Origin of the sequence: Variovorax sp. 54 (assembly GCF_002754375.1) — a bacterium.
Lineage (GTDB): Bacteria > Pseudomonadota > Gammaproteobacteria > Burkholderiales > Burkholderiaceae_C > Variovorax.
In genome coordinates this window covers 1912022-1931112 of the sequence record NZ_PEFF01000001.1, presented here as the reverse complement: position 1 = coordinate 1931112, position 19091 = coordinate 1912022, and the positions used below count along the sequence as shown (strand labels likewise).

At 66.9% G+C, this 19091-nt stretch carries 25 protein-coding genes; 19 read left to right on the top strand and 6 right to left on the bottom strand.

The window, feature by feature from the left end; all coding sequences use genetic code 11:
• Positions 1–70: 70 nt before the first annotated feature.
• From CLU95_RS08790 to CLU95_RS08705, 18 genes are all read left to right on the top strand, one after another.
• A complete protein-coding gene (locus tag CLU95_RS08790) occupies positions 71–484 on the top strand; it encodes a gamma-butyrobetaine hydroxylase-like domain-containing protein (RefSeq protein WP_099792301.1) in 414 nt (137 codons plus the stop codon).
• 168 nt (positions 485–652) lie between these two features.
• The gene (ubiE, locus tag CLU95_RS08785) at positions 653–1384 is read left to right on the top strand and encodes a bifunctional demethylmenaquinone methyltransferase/2-methoxy-6-polyprenyl-1,4-benzoquinol methylase UbiE (RefSeq protein ID WP_070063595.1); all 732 of its coding nucleotides are present in this window, start codon (positions 653–655) and stop codon (positions 1382–1384) included.
• Between the two features lie 41 nt (positions 1385–1425).
• Positions 1426–2430: a Tim44 domain-containing protein gene (locus CLU95_RS08780; protein WP_099792299.1), complete on the top strand. Its 1005-nt coding sequence runs from the start codon at positions 1426–1428 to the stop codon at positions 2428–2430.
• A 57-nt stretch (positions 2431–2487) separates the two neighbouring features.
• The gene (locus CLU95_RS08775; protein ID WP_099792297.1) at positions 2488–3045 is read left to right on the top strand and encodes a ubiquinone biosynthesis accessory factor UbiJ; all 558 of its coding nucleotides are present in this window, start codon (positions 2488–2490) and stop codon (positions 3043–3045) included.
• The gene (gene ubiB / locus CLU95_RS08770) at positions 3042–4607 is read left to right on the top strand and encodes a ubiquinone biosynthesis regulatory protein kinase UbiB (protein WP_099792295.1); all 1566 of its coding nucleotides are present in this window, start codon (positions 3042–3044) and stop codon (positions 4605–4607) included. Before CLU95_RS08775 ends, ubiB begins: the two co-directional genes overlap by 4 nt.
• Positions 4608–4626: 19 nt before the next feature.
• Positions 4627–6075: a sodium:solute symporter family protein gene (locus tag CLU95_RS08765; protein ID WP_099792293.1), complete on the top strand. Its 1449-nt coding sequence runs from the start codon at positions 4627–4629 to the stop codon at positions 6073–6075.
• A gap of 115 nt (positions 6076–6190) precedes the next feature.
• Complete coding sequence (locus CLU95_RS08760) at positions 6191–6526, top strand: FmdB family zinc ribbon protein (RefSeq protein WP_099792290.1); 336 nt, start codon at positions 6191–6193, stop codon at positions 6524–6526.
• Between the two features lie 14 nt (positions 6527–6540).
• Positions 6541–7173, top strand: a complete 633-nt coding sequence (locus CLU95_RS08755; protein ID WP_099792288.1) for a DUF502 domain-containing protein — start codon at positions 6541–6543, stop codon at positions 7171–7173.
• Between the two features lie 38 nt (positions 7174–7211).
• On the top strand, positions 7212–9020 hold the full coding sequence (aspS, locus tag CLU95_RS08750) for an aspartate--tRNA ligase (RefSeq protein ID WP_099792286.1): 1809 nt from the start codon (positions 7212–7214) through the stop codon (positions 9018–9020).
• A gap of 64 nt (positions 9021–9084) precedes the next feature.
• Positions 9085–9366 (top strand): type II toxin-antitoxin system prevent-host-death family antitoxin, encoded by a 282-nt coding sequence (locus CLU95_RS08745; protein ID WP_099792284.1) that lies wholly within the window; start codon positions 9085–9087, stop codon positions 9364–9366.
• Positions 9367–9678 (top strand): CcdB family protein, encoded by a 312-nt coding sequence (locus tag CLU95_RS08740; RefSeq protein ID WP_099792282.1) that lies wholly within the window; start codon positions 9367–9369, stop codon positions 9676–9678.
• Positions 9668–10141, top strand: a complete 474-nt coding sequence (gene nudB / locus CLU95_RS08735) for a dihydroneopterin triphosphate diphosphatase (protein ID WP_099792279.1) — start codon at positions 9668–9670, stop codon at positions 10139–10141. The genes CLU95_RS08740 and nudB overlap by 11 nt, the downstream gene beginning before the upstream one ends.
• The gene (locus CLU95_RS08730) at positions 10138–10908 is read left to right on the top strand and encodes an endonuclease/exonuclease/phosphatase family protein (RefSeq protein ID WP_099792277.1); all 771 of its coding nucleotides are present in this window, start codon (positions 10138–10140) and stop codon (positions 10906–10908) included. Before nudB ends, CLU95_RS08730 begins: the two co-directional genes overlap by 4 nt.
• A 73-nt stretch (positions 10909–10981) precedes the next feature.
• Complete coding sequence (gene folE / locus CLU95_RS08725; RefSeq protein ID WP_099792275.1) at positions 10982–11713, top strand: GTP cyclohydrolase I; 732 nt, start codon at positions 10982–10984, stop codon at positions 11711–11713.
• 3 nt (positions 11714–11716) lie between these two features.
• Positions 11717–12139, top strand: coding sequence for a BLUF domain-containing protein (locus tag CLU95_RS08720; protein WP_099792273.1), 423 nt, complete (start codon positions 11717–11719; stop codon positions 12137–12139).
• A 103-nt stretch (positions 12140–12242) separates the two neighbouring features.
• Positions 12243–13124, top strand: a complete 882-nt coding sequence (locus CLU95_RS08715; protein WP_099792271.1) for a DMT family transporter — start codon at positions 12243–12245, stop codon at positions 13122–13124.
• 13 nt (positions 13125–13137) lie between these two features.
• Complete coding sequence (locus CLU95_RS08710; RefSeq protein WP_099792269.1) at positions 13138–13959, top strand: DUF429 domain-containing protein; 822 nt, start codon at positions 13138–13140, stop codon at positions 13957–13959.
• 136 nt (positions 13960–14095) lie between these two features.
• Positions 14096–14599 (top strand): BON domain-containing protein, encoded by a 504-nt coding sequence (locus CLU95_RS08705; RefSeq protein ID WP_099792267.1) that lies wholly within the window; start codon positions 14096–14098, stop codon positions 14597–14599.
• Positions 14600–14678: 79 nt separating this feature from the next.
• Here the strand turns inward: CLU95_RS08705 and CLU95_RS08700 are convergent, their stop codons facing one another.
• From CLU95_RS08700 to CLU95_RS08680, 5 genes are all read right to left on the bottom strand, one after another.
• Complete coding sequence (locus tag CLU95_RS08700) at positions 14679–15188, bottom strand: hypothetical protein (RefSeq protein ID WP_099792265.1); 510 nt, start codon at positions 15186–15188, stop codon at positions 14679–14681.
• Positions 15175–15558 (bottom strand): hypothetical protein, encoded by a 384-nt coding sequence (locus CLU95_RS08695; RefSeq protein WP_099792263.1) that lies wholly within the window; start codon positions 15556–15558, stop codon positions 15175–15177. Before CLU95_RS08695 ends, CLU95_RS08700 begins: the two co-directional genes overlap by 14 nt.
• A gap of 52 nt (positions 15559–15610) precedes the next feature.
• A complete protein-coding gene (locus CLU95_RS08690; protein ID WP_099792261.1) occupies positions 15611–15985 on the bottom strand; it encodes a hypothetical protein in 375 nt (124 codons plus the stop codon).
• Between the two features lie 54 nt (positions 15986–16039).
• Entirely contained in the window at positions 16040–16204 is a 165-nt protein-coding gene (locus CLU95_RS08685) for a DUF1328 domain-containing protein (RefSeq protein ID WP_070063586.1), read from the bottom strand.
• 202 nt (positions 16205–16406) lie between these two features.
• Positions 16407–17762, bottom strand: coding sequence for a sensor histidine kinase (locus CLU95_RS08680; protein ID WP_099792259.1), 1356 nt, complete (start codon positions 17760–17762; stop codon positions 16407–16409).
• A 130-nt stretch (positions 17763–17892) separates the two neighbouring features.
• Between CLU95_RS08680 and CLU95_RS08675 the strand changes: the two genes are divergently transcribed.
• Entirely contained in the window at positions 17893–18525 is a 633-nt protein-coding gene (locus tag CLU95_RS08675) for a response regulator (protein ID WP_007837167.1), read from the top strand.
• A 55-nt stretch (positions 18526–18580) separates the two neighbouring features.
• On the opposite strand, the gene CLU95_RS08670 is transcribed toward CLU95_RS08675, so the two are convergent.
• On the bottom strand, positions 18581–18985 hold the full coding sequence (locus tag CLU95_RS08670; protein ID WP_099792256.1) for a response regulator: 405 nt from the start codon (positions 18983–18985) through the stop codon (positions 18581–18583).
• Positions 18986–19091 lie beyond the last annotated feature (106 nt).

Here is a 19091-nt window from a genome sequence, read left to right as displayed (position 1 = left end):
GAGCGCGCGGCATACTGCGCGACTCCGATCCCTTTTCTCTCTTCTCTTCCTTCTTTCGAACGGATTCCCCATGGCAGGTTTGCAAGCCGGCGCGCCGACGCCCCAATCGATCACCGTGCATGGCCAGTCGCGCGTGCTCGAAGTCGGCTTCTCGGACGGCGCGACCTTCCGCATTCCCTTCGAGCTGATGCGCATCTGCTCGCCGTCGGCCGAAGTGCAGGGCCACGGCCCGGGGCAGGAGGTGCTGCAGACCGGCAAGCGCGAGGTCGAATTGGTGGGGCTGGAGCCGGTCGGCAATTACGCCGTGCAGCCCGTCTTCAGCGACGGCCACAACACCGGCATCTACACCTGGAGCCTGCTGTATGAGCTGGGTGCCCGGCAGGCGGAGCTGTGGGCCGACTACGAGCGGCGCCTGGCCGCGGCCGGTGTGGACCGCGATGCGCCGATGGCCGACAAGGGCGGCAGCGCCTGCAGCAGCCACTGAGCGCGAGACCGAGGGTAAACATACCCTGTTGCTATTGAAAAGATAGCCTTACACATAGCAAAGACGCGCGTTGCAGCGGCCCTCCGTTGGAGGAAAAAGCAACAAATGTCCGCCGTGCCCGCGGGGTCGTCGCCTTGAAGGAATGCCTTCCGGCCTAACATCCCCCGCATGAGTACAACCCACTTCGGCTTCGAGAAAGTCGACGAAAGCGAGAAGGCGCAACGCGTTCGCGGCGTCTTCGACTCGGTGGCCTCGCGCTACGACATCATGAACGACCTGATGTCGGCCGGCCTGCACCGGGCCTGGAAGGCCTACACCGTGATGGTCGCGAACGTGGGCGAAGGCTCGCGCGTGCTCGACATCGCGGGCGGCACCGGCGACCTCGCGCTCGCCTTCTCGAAGAAGGTCGGCGCCACGGGCCAGGTGGTTCACACCGACATCAACGAAGCCATGCTGCGCACCGGCCGCAACCGCCTGCTCGACGCCGGCGTGGTGCTGCCCACCACGGTCTGCGACGCCGAAAAGTTGCCCTTTCCCGACAACCACTTCGACGTGGTCACCGTGGCCTTCGGCCTGCGCAACATGACGCACAAGGACGTCGCGCTCAAAGAGATGAACCGCGTGCTCAAGCCGCGCGGAAAGCTGCTGGTGCTCGAGTTCTCGAAGGTCGCCAAGCCGCTCACGAAGGCCTACGACTGGTATTCGTTCAATGTGCTGCCGCGACTGGGCAAGCTCGTGGCCGGCGACGACGCGAGCTACCGCTACCTGGCCGAATCGATCCGGATGCATCCCTCGCAAGAGGAGCTCAAGACCCTCATGAAAGAGGGCGGTTTCGGACATGTGGACTATCACAATATGACGGGGGGAATTGCAGCCCTCCATGTTGGAATCAAGTGTTGATCACGATGACGACGCGAATTTTTCGCTCAAGAGGAGACGGCATGAAGAGTTTGGGTTCTTTGTTTTTGGCAGCAGCGCTGGTGCTGGGGAGCGTTCAGGCGGAAGCCGCACGCATGGGCGGCGGCAAGTCCGTCGGTCGCCAGTCGTCCAACGTGACGCAGCGCCAGGCCACGCAGCCCGCGGCCCCCGCGCAGCAGAACGCGACCAATGCGGCGCCCAAGCCCGCAACGCCCGCCGCCGCTGCACCGAAGCGTCCGTGGGGCGCGATGCTCGGCGGTCTCGCCGCCGGCCTCGGCCTGGCATGGCTTGCGAGTTCGCTCGGTCTGGGTGCCGGCTTCGCCAACATCCTGCTGATCGCGCTGCTGGCCTTCGCCGCGCTCGCGGTGTGGCGCATCTTCAAGGCGCGCTCGGCCGCGTCGTCGGGCAACGCCAACCGCCAGGGTGCTTTCGCCTTCCAGGGCGCCGGCAGCCCCGCCGATGCACGCGCACCGGCACAGTACAGCCCGGCCAACGTCGGCAACGACGCCTCGGCACGGCCGTGGGAGCGCAACGCCACCGCCTTCGACGCCGCACCGGCATCGCACGGCAGCAGCCTGTCGGCCGCGGGTGCCGCAGCCGGCGGCAGCATGATCGGTTCGGCACTGGCCGGCTCGCAGTCCTGGGGCGTTCCCGCGGGCTTCGATGCCGACGGTTTCCTCACCGCCGCCAAGCGCAACTTCGTGACCCTGCAAGACGCCTGGGACCGCGCCGACGTGTCGATGCTGCGTTCCATGATGACCGACAGCATGGTCGAAGAGATCCGCACGCAGCTGGCCGATCGCGCCAGCCACACCGGTGGTTCGTCGAACAAGACCGAAGTCGTGATGCTCGACGCCAAGCTGCTGGGCATCGAAGAGCTGCCCGACGCCTACATGGCGAGCGTGGAGTTCTCCGGCATGATCCGCGAAGACGCGTCGGCGGGCCCGGCCCCGTTCCGCGAAGTCTGGAACATGACCAAGACCGGCAGCGCCGGCTGGTTGGTCGCAGGCGTGCAAGCGCTGCAATGACAAAAACCTGAGTCACAGCTGCCACTCGTCTGTGGCACTGACGGGATAATGGGGACCATGGCTACACCATCGTCCCCTTTTTCTTTGCTCGGCGACCTGTTCAACCGCATCGGCGAACGTCTGCAACCGCCGGACTGGGCAGTCCACGAGATCCAGCACCGCGTGGTCCTGTTCATGAACCATGTGCTGCAGCAGGAGCCCGAAGCACAGCAGCGGCTGCTGCGCCAGCAGGGCAGGGTGGTGCGCTTCCAGTGGCGCTTCGTGACGATGGAGCTGGTGGCCACGCCGGCCGGCCTGCTCGATCTGGCACCCGCCGGCTCCACGCCCGAACTCACGCTCACCGTGATCGATGACTCCCCCTTCGACATCGCCCGCGCCACGCTGCGCGGCGACAAGCCTTCCGTGCAGATCGTCGGCGACGTGCAACTCGCGGCCGAGGTCAACTGGCTGGTCGACCACGTGCGCTGGGACGTCGAGGACGACCTGGCCCGTGTGATCGGCGACGTGCCCGCGCACACGCTGGGCAACGGCGTGCGCCGCGTGGTGGGCGCGCTGCGCCAGTTCGTCGGCGACCGCTCGGCCCGTGCCGGCGGTGCGGCGGGCCACGCCGAATGAGTCGCTTCTATCGCGGCCTGTTCATCGTCTGGGTCGCACTGCGCTATGGCCTGGACGAGCTCGTGCTCACGAGCTTCCAGAAGCCCTGGCTGCGCGTGGTGGCACGCATCGTCTCTGTCGGGCGCAACCTCGACGCGCCGCGCGGCCAGCGCCTGCGCGAGGCACTGGAGCGGCTGGGCCCCATCTTCGTGAAGTTTGGACAGGTGCTGTCCACGCGGCGCGACCTGCTGCCGCCCGACATCGCCGACGAGCTGGCCTTTCTGCAGGACCGCGTGCCGCCGTTCCCTTCGGCGGTGGCCGTCGCAACCATCGAGCGCGCCTTCCGCCGCCCGGTGAGCGACGTGTTCGTGCAGTTCGACGAAACGCCCATTGCCAGCGCCTCGATCGCGCAGGTGCACTTCGCGACCATCCGCGCCAACCAGGGCGAGATCCGCGACGTGGCGGTGAAGGTGCTGCGCCCCAACATGCGCGGCGTGATCGAGAAGGACCTGGCCCTCATGGCCATGATGGCCGGCTGGATCGAAGGCCTCTCGGCCGACGGCAAGCGCCTGAAGCCGCGCGAGGTGGTCGGCGAGTTCGACAAGTACCTGCACGACGAGCTCGACCTCGTGCGCGAGGCGGCCAACGCCGCGCAGCTGCGCCGCAACATGGCCTCGCTCGACCTGGTGCTGATCCCCGAGATGTTCTGGGACTTCTGCCACCCCGAGGTGATGGTGATGGAGCGCATGAACGGCGTGCCCATTGCCCAGCTCGACAAGCTGCGGGCGGCCGGCGTCGATATTCCCAAGCTCGCGCGCGACGGCGTGACGATCTTCTTCACGCAGGTGTTCCGCGACGGCTTCTTCCATGCCGACATGCACCCGGGCAACATCCAGGTGAGCCTGGCGCCCGAGACTTTCGGGCGCTACATCTCGCTCGACTTCGGCATCATCGGCACGCTCACCGAGTCCGACAAGGAGTACCTCGCGCAGAACTTCGCGGCCTTCTTCCGGCGCGACTACAAGCGCGTGGCCGAGCTGCACCTCGAGAGCGGCTGGGTGCCCCAGGGCACGCGCATCGACGAACTCGAGGCCGCGATCCGCACCGTGTGCGAGCCGTACTTCGACCGACCATTGAAGGAAATCTCGCTGGGCATGGTGCTGATGCGCCTGTTCCAGACCTCGCGCCGCTTCCACGTCGAGATCCAGCCGCAGCTCGTGCTGCTGCAGAAGACCTTGCTGAACATCGAAGGCCTGGGCCGAAGCATCGACCCCGAGCTCGACCTCTGGGCCACGGCCAAGCCTTTCCTCGAGAAGTGGATGCTCGACCAGATCGGACCGAAGAAGCTGTTCCAGCAGCTGCGGGCCGAGGCGCCGCGCTACGCGAAATTGCTGCCGCAATTGCCGCGCTTGCTGCACGATTTCCTGGAAAATCGGCCGCCCGATCACCGCCGCGAGTTGCAGGAACTGCTGGCCGCGCAGAAGCGCACCAACCGGCTGCTGCAGGCCATCCTTTATGGCGGCATCGGATTCGTCCTGGGTTTGCTCGCCATGCAACTGCTGGTGCGCGTGCGTTTGTTCTAGAGGCTGGAGGAGTTTCACCGTGTTGTTGACGCTGGTCATCGTCTATCTGCTGGTCACCATCGCCATCGGCCTGTATGCGGCCAAACGGGTGAAGAACACCACCGACTTCGCGATCGCGGGGCGGCACCTGCCGCTGTTCATGATCGTCACGACCACCTTCGCGACCTGGTTCGGGTCCGAGACGGTGCTCGGCATTCCGGCCAAGTTCATCGAAGGCGGCCTGAGCGGCGTGGTCGAAGACCCGTTCGGCGCGGGCACCTGCCTGATCCTGGTGGGCCTGTTCTTCGCGGGCAAGCTGTACCGCATGACGTTGCTGACCATCAGCGACTACTACCGCGAGCGCTACGGCCGCAGCGTGGAAGTGGCCTGCTCGCTGATCATCATGCTGAGCTACCTGGGCTGGGTGTCGGCGCAGGTCACGGCGCTGGGGCTGGTGTTCAACGTGCTGTCGGCCGGCGCCATCAGCATCCCGGTGGGCATGGTGATCGGCGTGGTCTCGATCCTGGCCTACACGCTCTTCGGCGGCATGTGGTCGGTGGCCGTGACCGACTTCATCCAGATGATCATCCTGGTCATCGGCCTGGCGGTCATCGCGATGTTCGCGGGCGACATGGCCGGCGGCGCCGACAAGGTGATCGCCTTCGCGGTCAGCAAGGACCTCTTCAAGTTCTGGCCCGAGCCCAACTGGCACGACATGGTGTTCTTCTTTGCCGCGGCCATCACGATGATGCTGGGCTCCATTCCGCAGCAGGACGTGTTCCAGCGCGTGATGTCGGCCAACAGCGTGAAGGCCGCCACGCGCGGCCCGGTGATCGGCGGGGTGGCGTACATCCTGTTCGCTTTCGTGCCGATGTTCCTCGTGGCCAGTGCGCTCCTCATCATGCCGGAGGAGGTGGCCGTGCTGCTGAAGGAAGATCCGCAGAAGGTGCTGCCCACGCTGGTGCTGCAGAAGATGCCCTTCGTGATGCAGGTGCTGTTCTTCGGCGCGCTGCTGTCGGCCATCAAGTCGACCGCCTCGGCCACCTTGCTGGCGCCCAGCGTCACCTTCACCGAGAACATCTGGCGCCAGTTCCGCCCCGCCGGCACCGACCGCCAGAACCTGATGACCATGCGCATCACGGTGCTGGTGTTCAGCGCCGCCGTGCTGGCCTACGCGATCCGCATGCAGGGCACGCCGATCTACGAACTGGTGTCGGGCGCCTACCAGGTGCCGCTGGTGGGGGCCTTCGTGCCGCTGGTCTGCGGCCTGTACTGGCGCCGCGCCACCACGCAAGGCGCCATCGCCTCGATCGCCGGCGGCATCGGCGTCTGGCTGCTGTTCATGGCGATGCCCTGGGGCACCGCCTTCCCGGCCCAGCTGGCCGGCGTGCTGTCCTCGTTCGCGGGCATGGTCACCGGCTCGCTGATGCCGCAATGGATAGCGAACACTCACACGCCGCACCGCCTCCTGGCGACCGAGCCGGCCTGACGGCGGGCAGGGCCGCACCCCTGCGGCCCCTGCTGGCGGGGTCGCCCCTATAATCGAGGGCTTTGCGAGCGGCTCGCTGCGAGTTGCTACGCCCCCCATTCCCACCCGATTTTCCATGCCCATTTACGCCTACAAGTGCAGTTCCTGCGGCTTTGCCAAGGACGTTCTGCAGAAGATGTCGGACACGCCACTCTCGGTGTGCCCGGAATGCGGTGCGAGCGCATTTGAAAAGCAGGTCACCGCCGCCGGCTTCCAGCTCAAGGGCTCGGGCTGGTACGTGACCGACTTCCGTGAGGGCAGCGGCAAGAAGTCCGAGCCCGCCACGGCGCCCGCTGCTTCCGGCGACGGTGCCAAGTCGGCCGACGCGTCTTCCTCGTCCTCCGCCGCCAGCCCCGCACCGGCGCCCGCGCCGGCCCCCGCTGCACCGGCTGCCGCCAAGAGCGGCGACTGACGGAACCCTCTCCCATGTCCGCCCTGCGCAAATGGCTGCTGTCCGGCTTGCTGGTGATCGTGCCGCTGGTCATCACGCTCGGCGTGCTGAACTGGATCATCGGCACGCTCGACCAGACGCTGTGGCTGCTGCCCGAGCAGTGGCAGCTCTGGCTCAGCGACCACAAGGTGCGCGGCTTGGGCGTGCTGCTCACGCTGGCGATCCTGCTGGTGGTGGGCGCCACGGCCAGCAACTTCGTCGGCAAGCGCCTGCTCGGCTGGGGCGACGCCGTGGTGCGCCGCATTCCGGTGGTGCGCTCGATCTATTCGAGCGTCAAGCAGGTGTCGGACACGCTGTTCTCCGAGAACGGCAATGCCTTTCGCACCGCGGTGCTGATCCAGTGGCCGCGCGAAAACGTGTGGACCATCGCCTTCGTCACCGGCGCGCCCGGCAATGAAGTCGCCGAGCACCTGGGCGAGGGCGAGTTCCTCAGCGTCTACGTGCCGACCACGCCCAATCCCACGGGCGGCTACTTCGTGATGCTCAAGCGCAGCGACTGCATCGAACTCCAGATGAGCGTGGACGAAGCGCTCAAGTACATCGTCTCGATGGGGGTGGTCGTTCCAGGCAGCCCCCCCGCGGTGACGGTGAAGCCATCCAACTCATAAAAAACGAACGCGCCACGACGGCGCCGGAAGTCCTTCCTATGGCCATGCGTACTCACTATTGCGGTCTTGTGACCGAAGCCCTGTTGGGCCAGACCGTCACCCTGTGCGGGTGGGTCAACCGTCGCCGTGACCACGGCGGCGTGATCTTCATCGATGTGCGCGACCGCGAAGGCTACGTGCAGGTGGTGTGCGACCCCGACCGCGCCTCGACCTTCGCCGTGGCCGAGAACCTGCGCAACGAGTTCTGCGTGCAGATCACCGGCTTGGTGCGTTCGCGCCCCGAAGGCACGACCAACGACAGCCTCAAGAGCGGCAAGATCGAAGTGCTGTGCCACGAACTGAAGGTGCTGAACCCCTCGGTCACGCCCCCGTTCCTGCTGGACGACGACAACCTGTCGGAAACCACCCGCCTCACGCACCGCGTGCTCGACCTGCGTCGCCCGGCTATGCAGCGCAACATGATGCTGCGCTACAAGGTGACGATGGAAACGCGCAAGTTCCTCGACGCCAACGGCTTCATCGACATCGAGACGCCGATGCTCGGCAAGTCCACGCCCGAAGGCGCGCGCGACTACCTCGTGCCCAGCCGCGTGCACGACGGCAGCTTCTTCGCGCTGCCGCAGTCACCCCAGCTCTTCAAGCAGCTCCTGATGGTGGCCGGCTACGACCGCTACTACCAGATCGTGAAGTGCTTCCGCGACGAAGACCTGCGCGCCGACCGCCAGCCTGAGTTCACGCAGATCGACATCGAGACCTCGTTCCTCGCCGAAGAAGAAATCCGCGAGATGTTCGAAGGCATGGTCCGCACCATGTTCCGCAACGCCGCGGACATCGACCTGCCGGTGTTCCCGACCATGAGCTACGCCGACGCGATGTTCAAGTACGGCTCGGACAAGCCCGACCTGCGCGTGAAGCTCGAATTCACCGAACTCACCGAGCTGATGAAGCGCGTCGAGTTCAAGGTGTTCTCGAATGCCGCCACCATGACCGGCGGCCGCGTCGTCGCACTGCGCGTGCCCGGCGGCGGTGCCGAGGGCGGCCTGTCGCGCGGCGAGATCGACGCGTACCAGGAGTTCGTGAAGATCTACGGCGCCAAGGGCCTGGCCTACATCAAGGTCAACGACGCAGCCGCCGGCCGCGAAGGCCTGCAAAGCCCGATCGTCAAGAACCTCGACGACGCCACGCTGGCCGAGATCATCGCCCGCACCGGCGCCCGCAACGGCGACATCCTGTTCTTCGGCGCCGACAAGGAAAAGGTCGTCAACGACGCCATCGGCGCGCTGCGCGTGAAGATCGGCCACAGCGCCTTCGGCAAGAAGGCCGGCCTCTTCGAGGACCGCTGGGCCCCGCTGTGGGTGGTCGACTTCCCGATGTTCGAGTTCGACGAGGAAGGCCAGCGCTGGAGCGCCGTGCACCACCCGTTCACCGCACCGAAGGACGGCCATGAAGACCTCATGGACACCGCGCCCGAGAAGTGCATTGCCAAGGCCTACGACATGGTGCTCAACGGCATCGAGATGGGGGGCGGCTCGGTGCGTATCCACCGCGAGGAAGTGCAGAGCAAGGTGTTCCGCGCGCTGAAGATCAGCGCCGAAGACGCGCAGCTCAAGTTCGGCTTCCTGCTGGACGCGCTGCAGTACGGCGCCCCGCCGCACGGCGGCATCGCCATCGGCCTGGACCGTCTCGTCATGCTCATGACCGGCGCCGAGTCGATCCGCGACGTGATCGCCTTCCCCAAGACCCAGCGCGCGCAAGACCTGCTGACGCAGGCGCCGAGCCCGGTCGACGAGAAGCAGCTGCGCGAACTGCACATCAAGCTGCGCAACACGCCGCAAGCCGCGGCCTGAGGCCGGTCGGTTGGCACGGGCAGGGTGATTGGCTAAAATGGCTAATCACTCCCCGGAGCCAGCCATGCAGATCACCGCCACCGAAGCCAAGAACCGATTCGGCTACTACCTCGGCCAAGCCGAGCGCGAACCGGTGCACGTGATGAAGAACGACCGCGTGGCGGTCGTTCTTGTTTCTGCGGCGCGCTTTGCGGAACTCGAGGCGCTGGAGCAAAAGAAATCGATGGCGCAGCGCAAGCGCGAGTTCAATGCGGAATACAAGGACTGGATCGCCGCACAGAACGAACTGGTGGAGAAGCACGGGCTGTGGTGCGAGGGCATGGTGGCCTGGCAGGACGCGCCTTGAATGGCACAGTTCGACATCTACGAGAACCCTCGGCTTGAGGCGCGCCGGACGGTTCCCTACGTCGTTGACGTGCAAAGCGGCCTGCTCGATCACTTGTCGACCCGCCTTGTCGTTCCTGTGTTTCGCGTTGGAGCGCGCCAGGCACCGGTCAACTTGTGCCCGACCGTGGAAATGGACGGGGAAACCTTGTCCTTGATGCCGCATCTGGCGGCCCCTCTTTCAGCAAGACTTCTCAAGAAGCCGGTCGCCTCGCTCGCTCCCCGGGCCGGTGAGGTGGCAGCCGCATTGGACGCTGTGCTCAGTGGCTTCTGATACGCGTCCCTTCAAGATCCCCGAGTCGGTGCTGGTCGTGATCCACACGCCCGCGCTCGACGTGCTGCTGATCCGGCGCGCCGATGCCCATGAGTTCTGGCAATCGGTCACCGGCAGCAAGGATGCCCTCGACGAGCCGCTCATGCTCACCGCGGCGCGCGAAGTCGCCGAAGAAACCGGCATCCAGTGCGGCGAGGGCGCGCCGCTGGCGTTGCAACTGGTCGACTGGCAGCTGCGCAACATCTACGAGATCTACCCCGGCTGGCGCGCGCGCTACGAACCCGGCATCACCCACAACACCGAGCACCTGTTCGGCCTGTGCGTGCCCGAGCGCCTGACGCCCGTGCTCGCCGCGCGCGAGCACACCGACTGGAAGTGGCTGCCGTACCAGGAGGCGGCCGACGCCTGCTTTTCCCCGTCGAACGCCGAAGCCATTCTGTTGCTGCCAGAATTTGCGCGATGAACCCACCGGCAGCCGCAGCAGCAACGCACAACCTCCGGGTCGCGACCTACAACATCCACAAGGGTGTGCAGGGGATCGGGCCGGCGCGGCGGCTTGAAATCCACAACCTGGGCCACGCCATCGAGCAGCTCGATGCCGACATCGTCTGCCTGCAGGAAGTGCGCAAGATGAACCGCCAGGCCGCCGCCCGCTTTCCGCGCTGGCCCGAGTTGCCGCAGGCCGACTTTCTCGCGCCCGAGGGCTACACGGCCGTCTACGAGACCAACGCCGTCACGCGCCATGGCGAGCACGGCAACGCGCTGCTCACGCGCTGGCCGGTGATCCGCACCAGCCACCAGGACATCTCCGACCACCGTTTCGAACAGCGCGGCCTGCTGCACGCAGTGATCGAGGTGGAGGGCCGCCCGATCCACGCCATCGTGGTGCACCTGGGGCTCATCAAGGGCAGCCGCGTGCGGCAGGTGGCCCGACTGCGCGAGTTCATCGAGCGCGAGGTGCCGGCCGACGAGGCCGTGGTGGTGGCCGGCGATTTCAACGACTGGGGCGCGCGCATGCGCTACGCCATGAACGCCATGGGCCTGCGCGACACCAGCGACCTGCGCGGCCCCCGCACGCTCACGTATCCGTCGCGGCTGCCGGTGGCGCAGCTCGATTTCGTCTACGGCCGCAAGCTTGAGCCGCTGGCTTGCTCGGTGCCGCGCGGCCCGATCTGGGCCCGAATGTCCGATCACCTTCCGCTGGTAGCCGACTTCGCGCTACCTAATTGATAGCATTGCTCCGAGAAGGGGCGGGCGTTGCAGCCCGAATCCCTTGGAGCCATTCACTGGTACGATCCCCGCCATGCTGAGGAAAACCGACGTCGAACCGCTTCCCGATCGAAAAGACGATGACGAGGGCACCCCCGTCTCCGTCAAGATCCGCGAGCGACTGAATGCAGCGCGCAAGCGTTTCAACGCCAACGACAACATCGCCGAGTTCATTCAACCCGGCGAGCTGGAGTCACTGCTCGACGAGGTCGAGGTCAAGATGAAGGGCGTGCTCGAGAGCCTGGTCATCGACGTCGAGAACGACCACAACACCGACAACACCGCGCGCCGCGTGGCCAAGATGTACCTCAACGAGGTGTTCCGCGGCCGCTACGTGCCGCCGCCGCCGCTCACCGAGTTTCCCAACGCCGAGCACTTGAACGAGCTGATGATCGTCGGCCCGATCACCGTGCGCAGCGCCTGCTCGCACCACTTCTGCCCGATCATCGGCAAGCTCTGGATCGGCGTGATGCCCAACGAGCACACGAACGTGATCGGCCTGTCGAAGTACGCGCGCCTGGCCGAATGGGTCATGGGCCGTCCGCAGATCCAGGAAGAAGCCGTGGTGCAGCTGGCCGACCTGATCCAGGAAAAGACGCAGCCCGACGGCCTTGCGCTGGTCATGGAAGCCGAGCACTTCTGCATGGCCTGGCGCGGCGTGAAGGAAATGGACAGCAAGATGATCAACTCCGTCATGCGCGGCGTGTTCCTCAAGGACCCGAGCCTGCGCCGCGAATTCCTTTCCCTCTTGCCACGAAAGAGCTGAGCCATGCTGGTCCGTCTTCTTTACGCCAGCCGTGCCGTCGATACCAGCCCCGAGGCCATCGAGGCGATCCTCACGAAATCGCGCATGCACAACCCGGCCTGCGGCATCACCGGCATCCTCTGCTACGGCGCGGGCACCTTCCTGCAGGCGATCGAGGGCGGGCGCGAAGCCATCAGCGATCTCTACGGCCATATCCAGCGCGATGCGCGCCACAAGGACGTGGTGCTGCTGCACTACGAAGAAATCTCCGAACGCCGTTTCGGCGGCTGGACGATGGGGCAGGTCAACCTCTCGAAGCTCAACGCCTCGACCTTGCTCAAGTACTCCGAGAAGCCCGAACTCGACCCGTACAAGGTATCGGGCAAGGTCTCGCTCGCGCTGCTCGAAGAACTGATGGCCACCGCCGCCATCGTCGGCCGCCACTGAGCACGTGGCCCCCACGCTCGGCACTTCGTGTCCTCGCTGCCCCCCGAGGGGGCCGCTCGCGCCTTGGGGCGGCCCGGCGGCGCTCGGGTTCGCCTGACTCGAGGTGCCGCTTTCCGCCTTTGCACTGATCCTCCTGGCCGGGGTCATTCACGCCAGCTGGAACATCGCCGCCAAGAAGGCGAACGGCGACTCGCGCTTTGCGTTCCAGAGCGGCGTGTTCATGGCCGTGGTGTGGGCGCCCGTGGGCATCACGCTCGGCTGGAGCGTCGTGCCGACCTGGGGCTCGAAGGAGTGGGCCTTCATCGTGCTGAGCGGCGTGCTGCACGTCTTCTATTACGTCGTGCTGCTGCGCGGCTACCGCAAGTCCGATCTCACCGTGGTCTACCCGCTGGCACGCGGCTCAGGGCCGCTGCTCTCGTCGCTGGTCGCGATCCTGTTCCTCGGCGAGAAGATCAGTCTCGTCGGCGTGGCCGGCATCTTCGGCGTGGTGCTCGGTGTGTTCCTGGTGGCCGGTGGCCCGCGCCTCTTTCACAAGAAGCACGACCCGGTGCAGCGCGAGCGCGTGCAAAAGGGCATGCGCTACGGCGTGCTGACCGGCGCCTTCATCGCGGCCTACACGATCACCGACAGCTACGCCGTCAAGTTCCTCGCGATGTCGCCGATCCTGCTCGACTACATGAGCAACTTCGTGCGCCTCGTGCTGCTGCTGCCCGCCGCGCTGCAAGACCGCGCGACCACCGCGCGCATGTGGCGCGAGCAGTGGAAGTACGCGCTGCTGGTGGCGGCGATCAGCCCCGTCTCGTACGTGCTCGTGCTGTACGCGGTGCAGCAGGCGCCCATTTCGCACGTCGCGCCGGCGCGCGAGGTGTCGATGCTGTTCGCCGCGCTGATCGGCGGGCACCTCCTGCGCGAAGGTGATCGCATGCTGAGGCTGCTGGGCGCGCTGTTCATCGCGGCCGGTGTGATCGCGCTCGCACTGGGCTGACCGAAAGCGGGCGATGCTCTTCGGCTGCGATTTCTCGAGCGCACCGACGGCCCGCAAACCCATCGTCGTGGCCGTCGGCGAGATGGCCGACACGCACAGGGTCGTGCTCACGGGTCTGCATCGCTTCTCCTCGCTGGAGACGTGGGGCGACTGGCTGCGTGGCACGCCCGCCTGGGTCGGTGGCTTCGATTTTCCTTTTGGCCTGCCGCGCGAGCTGGTCGAGCACCTGCAATGGCCCACGGCATGGAGCGCGCTGATCGCCCGTTACGCCGCCCTGAGCCGTGCCGAGATCCGCGACACCTTCGCCGCCTTCTGTGCGGCGCGCCCGGTCGGCGGCAAGTTCGCGCACCGTGCGACCGACGCACCGGCTGGCTCGAGTCCGTCGATGAAATGGGTGAACCCACCCGTCGCCTACATGCTGCACGCTGGCGTGCCGCGCCTGCTCGCGGCGGGTGCGACATTGCCGGGCCTGCACACGGGCACCCACAAGGACCGCATCGCACTGGAGGCCTACCCGGGCCTGCTGGCGCGCGAACTCATCGGCCGGCGCAGCTACAAGAGCGACGACCTCGCGCGCCAGTCGCCCGAGCGCGAGATCGCGCGCGCCGACCTGCTGGCCGCGCTCGAGGCCGGACAGACGCGGCTCGGTTTGCGGCTCGACCTCACAGCCGCGCAGCGCGACGCGCTGAGGGCCGATGCGAAGGGCGATGAACTCGATGCGGTGCTGTGCCTGCTGCAGGCCGCCTGGGCCCGCCAGCGCGCCGACAGCCCGGGGCCCGGCTACGGATTGCCGCAGGCCATGGACCCGCTCGAAGGCTGGATCGTCAGCGCCTGAGCCGCCTGCCGTCGCTTGCTTGTCCTACAGCGCTTCGGGCCTGCGGCGACACCCGTGCGCAGGCCGCGGGCGCTAGATTGATCGTCGTGGACCAAGCCGGTCCATGCATTCATTCCGACCGCAGGAGGATTTCCGCATGACAACATCGAACCGTTCCCTCGCTTCCTTTGCCCCGTTCGCCTCGTCGCGCACCTGGCTCGCCGTGCTGGCGGCTGGCGCCGCACTGACCCTGGCCGCCTGCGACAAGCCGGCCAATCAGACGGCCGGCGAGAAGCTCGACAGCGCGGTCGCCAAGACCGAGCAGGCGGCCTCCGATGCCAAGGCGAAGACCGAACAGGCCGCAGCCGATGCGAAGACCGGCATGGCCGGCGCCGTGGCCGATGTGAAGGAAGCGACCAAGGACGCCACCGCCGCCGTGACCGCCACGGTCGACGACGCCGCGATCACCGCCTCGGTCTCGGCCGGCCTGGCCAAGGACCCGGACCTGAGTGCGATCAAGATCGACGTCGACACCAAGGGCGGCGCCGTGAGCCTCAAGGGCCCGGCACCGACAGCCGCCGCCAAGTCGCGCGCCGAAGAGATCGCCAAGGCGGTGCAGGGTGTGAAGTCGGTGGACAACCAGCTCGAAGTGAAGGGCTGATCGGCCCTCCGCCAGAAACAGAAAAACCCCCTTCGCGAGGGCTTTTTCTTGGGTGCGCAAAGTACGCGCGGGCGTGATGTCAGGGCGGGTCTTGCCGTGGTGGCCGCGCGGGCTTCTGCATCAGCGTGTTGACCAGATCGGCCACGTCGGAGGTCTTGAGCACCGCCGCGATCACGGCCGTGGCCGAGATCAGCCGCCAGGGCCGCACGAGCACCAGCAGCGAGCCCGTGGCTGCTGCGGCGGCCATGAGCTTGACGGGCTCCGTGCGGGCGTAGTGCTCGAGCAGGGGGCGGGCCAGCTGGCCCGCCGCGTGCGCGGGATGGCGGCGCCACCAGCGCTGCACCACGCCGCGCGCCATGCCGCTCCAGACGCCGTGACGGCGCCCCGGCGAGGCGGGTGGCGCATCGGCGTCGGTGTGTGCGTATTCGAGATCGTCGTCGGCCTCGCCGGCGCCAAAGGCGCGGTGGGGCGCCGGTGCGTCGGGCTCGCCGCCGTTCAGTTGCCGCACGAGCGCGCGGCGCGAAATGGCCAGCCGCTGCTGCGGCGTCAGCTGCGATGCGGCAGGGCGGCGGGGATCAGGGCTGCTCATGGCGGGCTCCGGCGGCGTGCAGCGCGTCGAGGTCCGCGGCCAGCTGGGCGCGCAGATCGTCGAAGCCGTAGTTCGGACTCGGGCGGGTGGCGATCCAGGTGCAGATCGCCGCAATCAGCACCGCCACGGCCGGCACGGCCACCAGCACCCAGTGGAAGCTGCCGTGCAGCACGCCTAGCAGCACGGCCACGCCGATCAGCCCGAGCGCCAACACGGCGGTGGCCACGGCCAGGACGCCCGCGACCAGTCGGGCGACGAGGCCGCGCCCCGCCACGGCACTCTCCTGCCGGGCCAGGGCCGCGTAGTTGGCGATGTGATCGGCAATGAGTTCCGGGTGCCCGAGCACCGTCGAGAAGATCGGATGAAGCATGTGCGAGGGTGGTCGGGCGGGGTCGGTCGGTCAGTGACGGCGGATCGACGGATCAGTAGTCGTCGCGGCTGCGGCGGCTGGCCAGCACGATCAGCGCCGTGATGGCGGCACCGGCAGCGGCGGCCAGCAGCACCGAGCGCACGGGCTGGTCCGAGATGTAGCGGCCCGTCACGTCGGCGGCCTGTTCGATGCGGCGGTGCGCGCGGGCGCCGGTGGTCGAGGCGGCGTCGAGGCCGCGCTGCACTGCTTGCTGCACGCGTGCGGCCAACTGCTCGACACCCGGTTCGGCGTCGCGGCGCAGTTCGCGGACCTTTTCACCCGCCGCATTCACCGCGTTCTGAGCGTAGGCGCGGGTGGTTTCCGCCGCTTCCTGGGCGGTCTGGCGCACGTCGTCGGCGAGTTGCGAAGGGGTCTTGGTCGTGTTCATGGGGGAGTCCTTTCCGGGAAGATGAAATGCGGGAGCCTATGGATCGTAACTACGCTACTTGCGTCGTAGCAAGCCGGCCAGGAAGCTGGCGATGGCAAGCACGGCAAAGATGATGAAAAGGACCTTGGCGATACCCACCGCGCTGGCGGCGATGCCGCCGAAGCCGAACACGGCGGCGATGAGTGCGATGACCAGAAATACCACGGCGTAGTGCAGCATGCGGAACTCCTTCGAGGCTTCCCTCTTTTATGGTTTGAAACCGTGCATCCGACAGCAGCGCCGAAGAAGCGATGCCGCACCGGATGACACAGGACCCACCTTAAGGGCAGGGCCGCAGGGGCCCTGTCAGCGACCGGGGCGGGGGCGCGTAGGAGGCGACCGAGTCGCTGCAGGCGGTGGCGTGAAGAAATGCCACGGCCCCTCAGGCCGAGGCCGCGCGCGGCGCGGTGGTGTCGGGGCTCGCCGGCTTCACCACCGGCAGCATCGCGGTGAGCCGCGTGCCCTGTCCGGGCGTGGAGGTGATGGTGAGCTTGCCGCGTGCCGCCTCGACGCGGTGGCGCATGCCCGCCAGGCCGTGCGTCGACGGGCGCACGCGTTGTGCATCGAAGCCCTTGCCGTTGTCGGTCACTTCCACGATCACGTGGTTGGCGTAGTTCTTCAGCACGATGGTGGCTTCGCTGGCCTCGGCGTACTTGCCGATGTTGGTCAGGCTCTCCTGCACCATGCGGTAGATCGTGAGCTGGCGCGACTCGTCCATGCTCACGGGCTCCAGCGCCATCTCGATCGCCAGCCCCGAGCGTTCTCCGAACTCGCGCCCCAGAATTTCCAGCGAGGCGACCAGCCCGAGGTTGGAGAGCGACGAAGGCCGCAGGTCCTCGATGATGCGGCGCTTCAGTGCGATGCCGCTGTTGAGCAGCTCGGTCAGATGCTGCAGCCGCTGGATCGCGTCGGGCGCGTCGGCCAGCCGCGACTTCAGCCGCGCCACGTCGAGCTTGGCGGCGGTGAGCAGCGAGCCCAGCTCGTCGTGCAGCTCGCGCGCCAGGTAGCCGCGCTCGGTCTCGCGCACGTCCTGCAGGTGGGTGGCGAGCTCGGCCAGCGAGGCGGTGCGCTCGCGCACCTCGTCTTCCAGCGCATTGCGCTCGCGCTGCAGCACCTCCTGCTGGCGCTCGCCCACCGAGCGCAGCGCATGCGTCTGGCGCAGGTACAGAAAGAAGGCGATCAGCGCGGCCAGCGCCACGATGCCGGTGCCGATGCGCGCCAGCTGCAGCGACTTCATCACCTGCTGCTGACTGGCGCGCAGTGTCTGGTTGCTGGCTTTCACCAGCTCGCTGGCGGTGGCGCGGATGGCCTCCATCTCCTCGCGCCCGACGTCGGTGGTCATGACGAACTTCCAGGCGTCCTCGTTGCCCTCGTGGCGCAGCCGCACGCTCATGTCCATCTCGGCGATCTTGCGCAGCACGTGCTTGGACAGCTCGGTCAGCTGGGTGCGCTCGGCCGGGCGTTCGGCGTACAGCTGGCGCAGCGTGGCCAGGTTGCCGTCGACCTGCTTCACGGCCACGTCGTAGGGCTGGCGGTAGGCGGCTTCGCCCGTGAGCAGGAAGCCGCGCTGGCCGGTTTCTGCGTCCAGCATGTTCTGCAGGATCTGGTTGAGCGTGCCGCGGATCTGCTGTGCCTCGTCGATGTCCGCCAGGGCCCGGCTCGATTGCCTGTACCCTGCCTCGTTGATGCCCACGAGGGCCAATGCAGCCAGCGCCGCGAGCAGCAGGCTGACGGCCATTTTTGGAGGGGCTAACCAGTGCATGTCACCTTTAAGGTCGCATTCAATGCAACTTCGTGAATAATTGATAACAATCAGGGACCGGCATGCTTCGGCTTCCAAGTCCGCAGCACAACGACGAAAGTAACAGATGATCAAAATTGGAATTGTGGACGACCACGCCATCGTGCGATCGGGCCTCCGGCAGTTCTTCTCCGAGCACGTGGACCTGCGCGTGGCGGGCGAGGCAGCGAGCGGCCGCGAAGCCATCGAGCTGGTACGCACCACCGAACTGGACGTGCTGGTGATGGATCTCTCCATGCCGGGACAAAGCGGCATCGATGCACTGGCCATGATCCGCGCCAAGGCGCCGGACGTGGGCATCCTCATCCTCAGCGGCTACCCCGAGGAGCACTACGCGATGAACCTGATCCGTCAGGGCGCGAGCGGCTACCTCAACAAGGAATGCGATCCCATCGAGATCGTGAACGCCATTCGCACCATCTCGCTGGGCCGGCGCTACATCACGCCCGCCGTGGCCGAACTGCTGGCCCGCCAGCTCGACCGCAAGGACGACGCGGCGCCGCACGAGCAGCTCTCGGAGCGCGAGTTCCAGGTGTTCCTGAAGCTGGCCAAGGGCGAGACCGCCGGCGACATCGCCAAGACGCTGTCGCTGTCGGTGAAGACGGTGAGCACCTACCGCACGCGGCTGATGGAGAAGATGAATCTGTCGTCCAACAGCGACCTGACCTACTACGCGCTGAAGAACAAGCTCATCGATTGAGCGTGCTCCCGCATGGGGGCCGGCGGCCGGGGCGCGTGCCCGTGCTGGCCTGCGTTCAGTTCGCATCGGGCGCGGCATGCATGCTTCCGGCCTGCGCCAGGCAGAAGTCGACCAGCGCGTCGATCTCGTTGGATTTGTCGAACACCGCGTCGACCCCGAACTCGGCGCAGCGGCGCCGGATGTCGGGCGTCGCATAGTTGCTGAGCACCACCACCTTCTGGCCAGGCTTGCGCGACTGGCAGGCCTGAAGGATGCCCAGGCCACTGCCTTGCTTCAGAAAGAGATCGACGATGGCCAGGTGCCATTCGTCGGTGTGGCCGTGCAGCCATTCGCGCGCATGCTGCTCGGTCTCGGCAAAGCCGACGACCGTCGCGCAGGCGAGCTCCTCCAGAGTGCCGATGAGGTTTTCACGGATCGTGGGGTTGTCTTCGACGACGTAGGTCTGCAATCTGGAATCCATGCCGAGCCGCTTCCTCCGAGGTGGGCAGGTGCTCGTGTCCTGAAGCGTCCCGCGAAGGGGAGCGTCTGCCCGTGCACACATTGAGGCCTCCCCGCGTCCGATCATG

What these genes read in the sequence shown, in the direction of transcription:
- CLU95_RS08760 (WP_099792290.1), top strand. Translation starts at nt 6,191, where the DNA reads ATGCCCATTTACGCCTACAAGTGCAGTTCCTGCGGCTTTGCCAAGGAC.
- CLU95_RS08680 (WP_099792259.1), bottom strand. Translation starts at nt 17,762, where the DNA reads ATGGCCGTCAGCCTGCTGCTCGCGGCGCTGGCTGCATTGGCCCTCGTG.
- CLU95_RS08755 (WP_099792288.1), top strand. Translation starts at nt 6,541, where the DNA reads ATGTCCGCCCTGCGCAAATGGCTGCTGTCCGGCTTGCTGGTGATCGTG.
- CLU95_RS08730 (WP_099792277.1), top strand. Translation starts at nt 10,138, where the DNA reads ATGAACCCACCGGCAGCCGCAGCAGCAACGCACAACCTCCGGGTCGCG.
- CLU95_RS08710 (WP_099792269.1), top strand. Translation starts at nt 13,138, where the DNA reads ATGCTCTTCGGCTGCGATTTCTCGAGCGCACCGACGGCCCGCAAACCC.
- CLU95_RS08670 (WP_099792256.1), bottom strand. Translation starts at nt 18,985, where the DNA reads ATGGATTCCAGATTGCAGACCTACGTCGTCGAAGACAACCCCACGATC.
- CLU95_RS08720 (WP_099792273.1), top strand. Translation starts at nt 11,717, where the DNA reads ATGCTGGTCCGTCTTCTTTACGCCAGCCGTGCCGTCGATACCAGCCCC.
- ubiE (WP_070063595.1), top strand. Translation starts at nt 653, where the DNA reads ATGAGTACAACCCACTTCGGCTTCGAGAAAGTCGACGAAAGCGAGAAG.
- CLU95_RS08705 (WP_099792267.1), top strand. Translation starts at nt 14,096, where the DNA reads ATGACAACATCGAACCGTTCCCTCGCTTCCTTTGCCCCGTTCGCCTCG.
- CLU95_RS08675 (WP_007837167.1), top strand. Translation starts at nt 17,893, where the DNA reads ATGATCAAAATTGGAATTGTGGACGACCACGCCATCGTGCGATCGGGC.
- CLU95_RS08700 (WP_099792265.1), bottom strand. Translation starts at nt 15,188, where the DNA reads ATGAGCAGCCCTGATCCCCGCCGCCCTGCCGCATCGCAGCTGACGCCG.
- ubiB (WP_099792295.1), top strand. Translation starts at nt 3,042, where the DNA reads ATGAGTCGCTTCTATCGCGGCCTGTTCATCGTCTGGGTCGCACTGCGC.
- CLU95_RS08695 (WP_099792263.1), bottom strand. Translation starts at nt 15,558, where the DNA reads ATGCTTCATCCGATCTTCTCGACGGTGCTCGGGCACCCGGAACTCATT.
- CLU95_RS08775 (WP_099792297.1), top strand. Translation starts at nt 2,488, where the DNA reads ATGGCTACACCATCGTCCCCTTTTTCTTTGCTCGGCGACCTGTTCAAC.
- CLU95_RS08740 (WP_099792282.1), top strand. Translation starts at nt 9,367, where the DNA reads ATGGCACAGTTCGACATCTACGAGAACCCTCGGCTTGAGGCGCGCCGG.
- CLU95_RS08790 (WP_099792301.1), top strand. Translation starts at nt 71, where the DNA reads ATGGCAGGTTTGCAAGCCGGCGCGCCGACGCCCCAATCGATCACCGTG.
- CLU95_RS08685 (WP_070063586.1), bottom strand. Translation starts at nt 16,204, where the DNA reads ATGCTGCACTACGCCGTGGTATTTCTGGTCATCGCACTCATCGCCGCC.
- CLU95_RS08780 (WP_099792299.1), top strand. Translation starts at nt 1,426, where the DNA reads ATGAAGAGTTTGGGTTCTTTGTTTTTGGCAGCAGCGCTGGTGCTGGGG.
- aspS (WP_099792286.1), top strand. Translation starts at nt 7,212, where the DNA reads ATGGCCATGCGTACTCACTATTGCGGTCTTGTGACCGAAGCCCTGTTG.
- CLU95_RS08690 (WP_099792261.1), bottom strand. Translation starts at nt 15,985, where the DNA reads ATGAACACGACCAAGACCCCTTCGCAACTCGCCGACGACGTGCGCCAG.
- folE (WP_099792275.1), top strand. Translation starts at nt 10,982, where the DNA reads ATGCTGAGGAAAACCGACGTCGAACCGCTTCCCGATCGAAAAGACGAT.
- CLU95_RS08745 (WP_099792284.1), top strand. Translation starts at nt 9,085, where the DNA reads ATGCAGATCACCGCCACCGAAGCCAAGAACCGATTCGGCTACTACCTC.